This is a genomic window from Protofrankia sp. CiT1 (assembly GCF_917627335.1).
Classification (GTDB): domain Bacteria; phylum Actinomycetota; class Actinomycetes; order Frankiales; family Frankiaceae; genus Protofrankia.
The window spans coordinates 20,033-29,231 of the sequence record NZ_CAKJTP010000047.1 but is presented as its reverse complement, the minus strand read 5'-3'; the positions used below and the strand labels follow the sequence as shown (position 1 = coordinate 29,231).

7 protein-coding genes and 1 pseudogene are annotated in these 9,199 nt (G+C 69.7%); 2 read left to right on the top strand and 6 right to left on the bottom strand.

All coding sequences use genetic code 11. The annotated features are described in order from the left end of the window. Positions 1–18: 18 nt before the first annotated feature. From MJ785_RS10365 to nth, 4 genes are read right to left on the bottom strand one after another with little or no spacing between them, the layout of a single operon-like run. A complete protein-coding gene (locus MJ785_RS10365; protein WP_239380604.1) occupies positions 19–1,203 on the bottom strand; it encodes a MarP family serine protease in 1,185 nt (394 codons plus the stop codon). Positions 1,204–1,223: 20 nt separating this feature from the next. Next, on the bottom strand, positions 1,224–1,739 hold the full coding sequence (locus tag MJ785_RS10360; RefSeq protein ID WP_239311003.1) for a cupredoxin domain-containing protein: 516 nt from the start codon (positions 1,737–1,739) through the stop codon (positions 1,224–1,226). A gap of 52 nt (positions 1,740–1,791) precedes the next feature. Beyond that, positions 1,792–2,571, bottom strand: a complete 780-nt coding sequence (locus MJ785_RS10355; protein WP_370652717.1) for a CoA pyrophosphatase — start codon at positions 2,569–2,571, stop codon at positions 1,792–1,794. Continuing rightward, positions 2,568–3,293, bottom strand: coding sequence for an endonuclease III (nth, locus tag MJ785_RS10350; RefSeq protein WP_239380595.1), 726 nt, complete (start codon positions 3,291–3,293; stop codon positions 2,568–2,570). Before nth ends, MJ785_RS10355 begins: the two co-directional genes overlap by 4 nt. Positions 3,294–3,423: 130 nt before the next feature. Between nth and MJ785_RS10345 the strand changes: the two genes are divergently transcribed. After that, the gene (locus tag MJ785_RS10345) at positions 3,424–3,660 is read left to right on the top strand and encodes a hypothetical protein (RefSeq protein WP_239311007.1); all 237 of its coding nucleotides are present in this window, start codon (positions 3,424–3,426) and stop codon (positions 3,658–3,660) included. Positions 3,661–3,881: 221 nt separating this feature from the next. Next, positions 3,882–4,571 (top strand): Crp/Fnr family transcriptional regulator, encoded by a 690-nt coding sequence (locus tag MJ785_RS10340; RefSeq protein ID WP_239311006.1) that lies wholly within the window; start codon positions 3,882–3,884, stop codon positions 4,569–4,571. A gap of 157 nt (positions 4,572–4,728) precedes the next feature. On the opposite strand, the gene MJ785_RS10335 is transcribed toward MJ785_RS10340, so the two are convergent. Both MJ785_RS10335 and MJ785_RS10330 read right to left on the bottom strand, forming a co-directional pair. Further along, a complete protein-coding gene (locus MJ785_RS10335; protein ID WP_239311001.1) occupies positions 4,729–8,505 on the bottom strand; it encodes a tetratricopeptide repeat protein in 3,777 nt (1,258 codons plus the stop codon). 276 nt (positions 8,506–8,781) lie between these two features. After that, positions 8,782–9,199: pseudogene (locus MJ785_RS10330) on the bottom strand (MBL fold metallo-hydrolase); the annotation flags it as partial.

Sequence of the window (9,199 nt, the reverse complement as noted above, 5' to 3'; positions counted from 1 at the left end):
AACTTCCGGCGGCGACCACTAGTCACAGCCCTGGGTGCTGACCTGGGCGGTCGCGACACGACCGGCGTTCGCCGAGCTGTCCACCTCGGCGCTGGTCAGCGCATAGCCGGTCGCCGAGTCGTTCGTCGCGGCGGCGAACACGACTCCGTAGACGGTGCCCGCCTCGGACAACAGCGGTCCACCGGAGTTTCCCGGCAGCACCTGGCCGCGGACGGCGTAGATGTCACGCAGCACCGTGCCCTGCGAGTAGATGTTGGGTGCTCTGGCTGTCTGACGATTGCGGATGCGTGCCGCCGCAGTCGTGTAAGGGCCGTCCTGGGGGTATCCGGCGACGACCGCGTCATCGCCCGCGCGGCCCGCTGGATCGGCCTGAAAGGCCAGCGGGGCCCGGCGCAGTCCGGGCACGTACAGGACCGCGATGTCGGTGTCCGGGTTGAACAGCACCACCCTGGCCGCCATCATGGTGTTGCCCACTTCGACCTGTGGCCGCGTCACTCCGGCGACGACGTGGGCGTTTGTCATCACCCGCTCCGCGGCGTAGACGAAACCGGAGCCTTCGACCTGTTTGGAACACGACGGCGCGACGCCCCGGATCTTCAGAATGCTGGCCGAGGCGGCCTGTACGCCCGCGGTCGCGGCTGCCTGCGCGTCCGGTGGCTCGACGGGCACAATTCGCCCGCCGCCGAGGCTGGAGAAGACCTCCGGGAAGCCCCGCTGGTCGGCAAGCTGGCGGAGGTCCGCAAAGGCATTACGGAACGTGTCCGGCATGGCCCCGTCGACGGTTGTCAGGATTTCTGATCGGCGCACATGCTCGGCGAGGGTGCTGAACGGGGACCGGTCGATGGCCGTCGCCAGCAGCCAGGCCACCAGCAGCACTGAGATCCCCGACAGCAACGCGCCGGCGACCGAGTCGACGGTCTGGCCGGGTTGCCAGGTGAGCCGGTTGCGCAGGGCCGCCCCGATGGCGGTGGCGGCGATCTGTCCGACCAGGGCGAGTCCAAGAACGACCAGGATGCCGACCACGGCACCGTTCGTCTCGGCCCCGATGAGCCGCGCGAACGGCGCGGCGATGTTCGCGCCCAGCACGCCGCCACCGAGAAAGCCGACGAAGGACAGCGCCCCGACGACGAAGCCCTGCCGGTAGCCGGACACGCCAAAGACAATCACTGTGACGAGCAGGATGATGTCAAGCATGTCGAACATGTCTGGCGGCCCGCTATCCGTTAGCTGATTATCAGTGTGCCACGCATGTTCGGGTGGATCGTGCAGATGAACGGGTACTGGCCAGGTTGATCCACTGTGAATGTGACGGAACGTGGCGTATCGGTCGTGGCGTAGTTGGTCCGGGCTGCCGGGATCGTCGAGATCACGAAGTTGTGCGGGGGTGAGCCGCGCTCGACGGTCAGGTTCACCGTGATTTTTCCGGGTTTCGCGATCAGCGTCGCGGGCGTGAACTGAAGTGACGCGGTACCCACGACGTCGAAGACCTGTGTATCGTTTTCGATCTTCGGTGTGGCGCTTGAGACGGCCGTCGCCGAGCTGGTCGTCTTGCTGTTGCCGCAACCGCCGAGCGGGAGCGCCACGAGGATCGCGAGGACAACGCTCACCGCAACGCGAACAGTCCCTGTCGTCGCGGGGACGCCGGTGCGCCGGCGCCGGAGTCCGCCGGGCCGGGGCGGTGGGCGCTTGACGCTGTCGTCCGGGCCGGTCATTGGGCTCATGCCGGTTATTGCGCTCATGGTTGCCTCCGGTCCCTCATCGAGCGGATTGACCGTATCGTCCGGGGGGTGCTCATCCGGACTCACCCGTCAGTTCCGGCGCCCGCTCGGCGTCGGAGGGCGCTGATATGGCGGCTACAGGGGCTTCGACCTGCTCGGCTGGAAGCCACGGGCGCTCCCAGCCCCCCATCCGCAGCAGCGCGGCGAGCAGCCCACCGGTGAAGCCCCAGATGAACATGCCGTGTGCGCGGAAGGCCGGTCCGCGGTAGCCGGTCCGCGGGTGATGGGCCAGCACCCGATTTGCTGGGTCCGCCAACGTCGCGACAGGCACCCGCGCGACCGATGACGTCTCGTTCGAGTCCAGCGGAGCCACCGAGCACGGCGTGTGCCACCACGCCAGCACGGGTGTGACCAGGAAGTCGCTGGGTGGCAGGTAGAGAGCGGGGCCAGTGGCGAGCACCTGGACGCATTCCGGGTCCAGCCCGACCTCCTCCCGGGCCTCCCGCAGCGCTGTGGCTGCCGGGGACGCGTCGCAGGGATCGGTGGCGCCACCGGGGAAGGCCGGCTGCCCGCCGTGGCTGCGCAGGTCAGGCGCACGTTCGATGAGCAGGATGTCCGTTCCGGCCGGGCCGTCTCCGAGCAGCATGAGCACGGCTGCCGGGCGCGCGCCGTTCGTCGCCGGCACGTGGTTACGTGATTGCAGTTCGTCAGGGCGGGCCGAACGCAGGGCATCGGCCAGGTCAGCGAGCCATCCTGGCTGATGTGGCCGACCTGGCTGGTCCGGCGTGGCGTCCCGAGGGTAGCGCGCCGATCGGGGAGCTCCGGTGTCGTCCGGATGCGGTCCGGGGCTCAACTGACCGCTTCGACGCCCTTGCGGACCAGCCGCGCGGCGTCATCTGAGGTGGTCGGGCCGAGGCCGAACGACGGGCACAGGCGGGCCACGCCGCACGCTCCGCATGCCGGGCGGCGGGAGTGGCAGATCCGCCGGCCATGAAAGATCATTCGGTCGGACGCGATCGTGTAGTCGTGGCGCTCGAGCAGCTCGGCAAGGTCGTTCTCAACCTTGACCGGATCGGTGTTGCTGGTCAGCCCGAATCTGCGGGACAAGCGTCCGACATGGGTGTCCACCGTGATCCCGGGTATGTCGAAGGCGTGTCCGAGCACCACGTTGGCGGTCTTGCGGCCGACACCGGGCAGCGTGACGAGGTCGTCGAGGCACGCGGGTACGTCGCCGGCGAAACGGTCGACCAGCGCGGCGCCGATTCCGATGATCGAATGTGCCTTCGCTCGGAAGAAGCCCGTCGGACGCAGGACGGCTTCCAGCTCCGTGCGGTCCGCGCCGGCATAGTCGCTGGCCGTGCGATACAGCGCGAAGAGCGTCGGGGTCACCTCGTTGACCTTCTTGTCCGTGCACTGCGCGGACAGGACCGTCGCGACGAGGAGCTCCAGGGGGCTGCTGAAGTTCAGCGCGATCCGGGCATCCGGGTGGAGGTCGCCGAGGGTTCTGATGATCTTGCGGGCTCGCCGTGTCCGCGCCAGCGGGCTCTCCGTGGCGGTGTTGACGGTGACGGGCACGGATCCAGGGTAACGGGCGAGCTGATCACGCTAGCTTCCGGTCTGCGTCGCGGATGTGTTCAATGTCGCAGGACGCATCCGGACCCCACGTGCTGGTTACGCACAGTCATCCGTCACCATAGTGCCCGCCATGTTTCTGATTGCCGCGATCTCCTTTCCCCTCGTGCTGCTTGCCCTGCTGCTTGCGATGGAGCGGGTTGAGCGTCCCCTGCGTGCCGCCGACTCGGGGCAGGGCCTGGAGGGCTTCCTTGCCAACGCCCGGCCGGACGAGGTGAGCACCTTCGTCTCCCAGGGCCTGCCAGTCGCGCTGGAGCGTTACCGCCGACGTTTGCGGCGATCGACGCCGGGTAAGCACCGGGCGGTGTGAGGATGAGTTCCAGTTGGCCTTTCGTTGATTTTTCTTGTTTTTCCGACTACGGAGAGTTATATAATCTCTCGATGCGTGTATGCCGCTGTGCGTGATCTCGTTCCTGGACGGGCCGTCCGGGCCTGAAATACCCCGATTGGGCCGACCTGTTCAAGACCCGACAGCCTGTTACGGCTTTCAGGTCGTGCCCTTTGGCTCCACTCCTGGCATGCTCGGACGCCGTGGACGATCTGCTTGCCCGTGTTCCCATGTTTGCCGGCCTGTCCGAACAGGATCGACAGGCCCTTAATGATCATCTTGAACGCCAGAACGTTACCCGAGGCGAAGTACTGTTTCGTGAAGGTGAAACCGGAGACCGTGTCTTCGTGATCCTTGCCGGAAAAGTCAAGATCGGGCGCGCCGCGTCCGACGGCCGGGAGAATCTCCTCATGGTGATGGGGCCTGGGGACCTCTTCGGTGAACTGTCGCTGTTCGACCCAGGGCCTCGTACGGCCAGCGCGACAGCGGTGACCGACGCATCGTTGGTCTCCCTGGAGCACACCGCGCTGCGGCCGTGGTTGGCCACCCGTCCCGAGGCGGCATCGCTGCTGCTTCGAGTACTGGCACAACGCCTGCGGCGAACCAACGACTCCATGGCCGACATGGTGTTCACCGACGTGCCTGGACGAGTGGCCAAGGCCCTTCTTGACCTGGCTGAACGGTTCGGCGAACCGGCACAGCCCGGCAACGAGGCGGCCGGGGTCCGGGTCGAGCATGGTCTTACTCAGGAAGAGCTCGCCCAACTGGTCGGGGCGTCCCGCGAGACGGTCAACAAGGCGCTGGCGGATTTCGCCACGCGTGGCTGGCTGCGCCTGGACTCCCGCGCGGTGGTTCTGCTCGACCGGGAAAGGCTCGCCCGGCGCGCTCGCTAGAACCGGTCTGCAGGGGGCACAGGCCGGCCCGCACCCACCCCGGCGGGCCCAGGCAGCGCACTGGCGCGTTGCCTGGGCCCGCCGCGAGACCCGCTCCGTTGTGGGACTCGTTCCGCCGTGAGACCCGCTCGATCCGGCACGTCGCGTCCGGCCTGCGCTATGCCTGCCCGCTCGGCTCAGCGGCCAGCCTGGGTATGGCCGGTGGCGCCGTCGGCGGTATGGCCAGTGGCGCCGTCGGTGGCCCAGCTGGCGACGTGCCCAGGCCCGTGGGGTAGCTGTCCGGCGCCGCGTCCGGGACAGCCGCGGCCGCTGGGACGGCGGCGAGCAGTCGACGGGTCTGTGAGACCTCGCTCACCGCGCCCGTCGCGGTAGCCGCATCCAGCGCCTTCTCGTATGCCGCCCGAGCCTCGGCGGGTTTGCCGACGGCGACCAGGGCGGTGCCCAGCGCCCGCCAGGCCAGCACCTGGGCGCGGATGTCCTCCGCCTCCACCTCGACCGCTCGCCGGGCAACAGCCAGCGCCTCGGCCGGTCTGCCCGCGTCCAGCAGAGTGCCGGCGAGATGCGCGTAGGCCTGACGACGTGGGAACAGCAGGGTCGCCGGTTCGCCGGCGGCCAGCGCCTGCTCCAGCAGACTGATCGACTCCTGTAGCCGCCCACGAGCCCGCGCAACCTGGGCGACCAGCACTTTTGCCCCCAGCTGCGCGTGGGGCTGCAGCTCAAGGCCGTCCAGGGTTTCCAGCGCGAGGGACGCGGCCTGCTCAGCCGAGTCGATCAGCCCGGCGTCGAGCCGGGTCAGCCCCAGCAGGACCAGGGCAAGCGCACCCACCACCGCGTGGCGGCCCATGTTGGCGGCGGCATGGGCGTCCTCCAGGTGGGCCGCGCCCCGTTCCGGATCACCCGCGCCGCGAGCGGCGAGCCCCTTGGCCACGAGGGTGAGCGCGGCTCCCCAGGTATCACCGGTGGCACGGAACAACTCCGCCGCGCGCTCGGCCTCCGCTTCGGCCTCGGCGACGTCCCCGAGTTCGGCGGCGGCGATCGCGTCGATGGTCAGGCACACGGCCAGGCCCCATCGCTCGCCCATCGCCTCGGCCATCTCGATCAGCTCCCGCGCGATGTGGCGAGCATGACTGAGCTGGCCTGACAGCAGCCAGACCAGTGTCTCGGTGCCAGCGCACCAGCCCAGGCCACCGGTGTCGTCCAACCGCCTGAAGACCTCGGAGGCGTCCCGCAGGTACTTTTCGGCATTCGGGTAGTCCCCACGGGTGGTCGCGCTCCAGGCAAGGTGCTGGAGCGCCCAGCCGACCCCGCGCGGGTCGCCGACCCGGCGGGCCAGCGTCAGCGCATCGGTGAACCGCTTCTCGGCGTGGCGCACCCGGCCGGCGGCGTATTCCAGCAGACCAAGCTGACGCAGGGTCGCCGCTACCAGCCGGTCGCTGCCGGCGAGCTGAGCCTGCTCCAGCGCGGTGACGAGCGCAGTAGCGGCCTGCTCGTCCCGGCCCTGCTTGTGCCGGAGATCGCCGAGGACGCGGTAGGCGGCGGCCCGGAGCTCAGGGGTGGTGACCCGGAGCGCGGGCCGAAGGGTGCGTTCGGCCTCATCCAGACGGCGCAGGGATGCCAGCGCCTCGGCATGCAGCACGACTGCCCCGAGATCGTCGATCTCGTTGACGATGCCGCGGCCGAGCCTGCGCGCACTTGTGATCAAGTCGCTGGCGCCGCGATGATCGTCGCGGGCCAACGCCGAGCGGGCGACCCGTACCAGGGCATGGAAGCCGGGCTCGCGAGCCGACCACGCGGGGTCCGTGGCGGGCAGCGCCATCGATGCCGCCAGGTCGTGGGCGCGTTCGGCATGATGCCCGACAAAGGCAGCGACCTCCGCCTCGGAGCCGCTGAGGAACTCCACCCCCCATTGCGCGGCCGCCGCGTGCCGGCGGGCCCGCTCCACCTTGGGCAGGCCGGCGTAGGCTACATCGCGGGCCATCGGATGGACGAACGTCCACAACGGTTCCCCGGGATGCGCGGGCCGCAGGAGCTGGCGTTCGGTGAGGGTTGCCAGCGCCCGGTGGACCTGGTCGCCCCGGCGGTCCTCCAGCGCGGGCAACGCGTCGGCGGGAAACCGGCTGCCGAGCACCGACGCGGACCGCAGGACGGCCTTCGCGATCGGGTCCAGGTCGTCGATACGGGCCGCCAGCACCGACTGCACCCCGGCCGGCAGCGTGGTCTCCGGCAGGGATCCCTCAAGCACCCAGCTGGAGGGCTCGATACCGGCCGACTGGCGGCGGCGGGTGCGCTGCACGGTGGATCCCGATGCCGCGAGTTCCTCGGTGCGGACGAGCGCTGGCCCCGCGCTCTGGGAGCCCCGGTGCAGTACACCGCGGTCCACCAGCAGGTTCAGCAGCTCGGTGAGGAAGAACGGGTTTCCGTGTACCCGCCCGAGCAGCGCGGCGCGGGCGTTCTCGTCAAGTTCGGCGCCGCCGAGATAGTCCCGCAGCAGCCTCGCCGCGGCGGCTTCCGCCAGCGGCGCCAGCGCGAGCAGCTCCGGGTTGGGCAGCCCGGTCAAGGGCGGGGCCTCACGGTCGAGCAGGACGAGCAGGACCGGTCCGCGCAGCCGGCTTGCGAAACGCCGTAATCCCTGCCACAGCGCGGTCGTCGCCCACTCCAGATCATCTAGGATGATCACCAGCGGGCCGTCGTCGGACAGCCCCCCGAGCAGCACAGCGACGTCGTCGACGATCGCGTCGACGGCCCGGACGGCATGGCTGTCGGGATGGGCGTCGCGGCCCGCCGGATCACCCGGCGGGGTCTCCGCGGTGACTGTTGAACGGCCTTCTGGCGGGACGCCCAGCAGAGCGAGCAGCTTGTCCGCCACTCCGCCGGGAATGCGGGTGCGCGCGGCGGGGTGCTCGAGGCGGCCGACGGTGCGCCGGACCCGTTCGGCGACCCGGTCCGGGCTGTCGCCTTCGCCCACCCCGGATGCCGTCCGCACGATGTCCATCAGCGGCGCGAGGTCCCGCCCGTCACCGTGGCGGACCGTACGTCCCCACAGCACCCTGGCGTCGGGCTGCGTACCGACCTGGCGGGCGAGTTCCGCCGCGATGCGGGTCTTGCCGATCCCGGCCTCGCCGGTGACGACCACCGTCCGTGGCTGGCCATGGGCGACGACATCCCGGAAGGCGGATACGAGAACCGCGAGCTGCTGGTCCCGGCCGGTGAACGGCGCGTCGTCACCGTGGCTGGGCCGGGCGACGTTGGACGGCCGCAGACTGACCAGTTCGTAGGCCGGGACGGGCTCACGCTTGCCCTTGAGTTTCAGTGCTGGCAGCGGCCGCCACGTTGCCACCGAGGTGGTGGCGACCACGGTGTGGTGTCCGGCGTACACGGCGCCGACCGCCGCCGCGTCAGACAGCCGTGCGGCGGTGTTGACAGTGTCGCCGATCACCGTGTAGCTCAGTGACGCCTGAATGCCGGCCAGTACCTCGCCGGTGTTGATCCCGACCCGCAGGCCGAGATGGCGCCCACCGCCGGCCTCGTCGGTGACCAGCCGGCGGACGGTCTCCTGCATCGCGGCGGCCGCGCGGACGGCTCGCTCCGGGTCGTCCTCGTGCGCGGTCGGTGCTCCGAACACGGCCATGATGCCGTCGCCGGTCAGGTTGTCGACCCGTCCACCGACCTCGGCGACATCGCGAGCGAGCGCGGCGAGCACCCGGTCGGTGACCTCACCGACCCGTTCGGGATCGAGGTCCTCGGCCCACGCGGTGAAGTCCGAGAGGTCACCGAACAGGACGGTGACCACCCGGCGCTCGGCACCTTCGTCCGCGCCCAGACCGTTTTCGGTCTGGAGGGGCAAGCCGCAGTGGAAGCAGAACCGCCCGCCGGGAACGGTGGGGGTGCCGCAGCGTGGGCAGCGCAGGGTGCCGGCGATGGGCGATGTGATCATCGGAACATCCCGTAGCCGGGGTGTGGCAAGGACATCCAGCCGGCCCGTCCGATATACGGGGCTTGCCGGTATCGCCTCCATGCCGGAGTTGTTCTGGTGCAGTCGGACAAATGCGGAGCGTTACGCACGGGTAGTCGCCTCCCGGCCGCGAGCATAAGCCAACTGTACGGGATCTTCTTTTCCCGCTGATCTTAGCCACGTTCGGATGGAAAAAGAGCCATCTGGGATGTCTGGAAGACGTCGCCTTCCGTTGCCTGCGGCGATGATTCGACTACCTCAGTGAGAGAGCTGGCGCAAGTACTCGAGCTGGGCGTGGACCGATAGTTCCGCCGCCGGCCACAGCGCGGGGTCGACATCGGCATAGACCCGTCGGACGATCTCCACGGCTGTCGTGTCGCCTGCCTCGACGGCTGTTCGGACCGCCCGCAGGCGGGCCTCCCGGTGGCTGAGGTACGTGTCGCAAGCCCGCCCCGCTGCCGGCAGCTCGGGCCCATGGCCAGGAAGGACGGTGGCATCGCCCAGCTCGCGCAGACGCCGCAGGCTCGCTAGGTAATCGCCGAGCCGCCCGTCAGGATGCGCCACCACCGTGCTGCCCCGCCCGAGGATTGTGTCGCCGGTGAGCACCGAGACGCTGCTGGCACTTGTGTCACTTGTGTCACTCACGCCGGTTCGGTGCCCGCCGGCCGCGGGTCCG

Coding starts and splice junctions, on each gene's coding strand:
- MJ785_RS10365 (WP_239380604.1), bottom strand. CDS start 1,203: ATGTTCGACATGCTTGACATCATCCTGCTCGTCACAGTGATTGTCTTT.
- MJ785_RS10360 (WP_239311003.1), bottom strand. CDS start 1,739: ATGAGCGCAATAACCGGCATGAGCCCAATGACCGGCCCGGACGACAGC.
- MJ785_RS10345 (WP_239311007.1), top strand. CDS start 3,424: ATGTTTCTGATTGCCGCGATCTCCTTTCCCCTCGTGCTGCTTGCCCTG.
- MJ785_RS10335 (WP_239311001.1), bottom strand. CDS start 8,505: ATGATCACATCGCCCATCGCCGGCACCCTGCGCTGCCCACGCTGCGGC.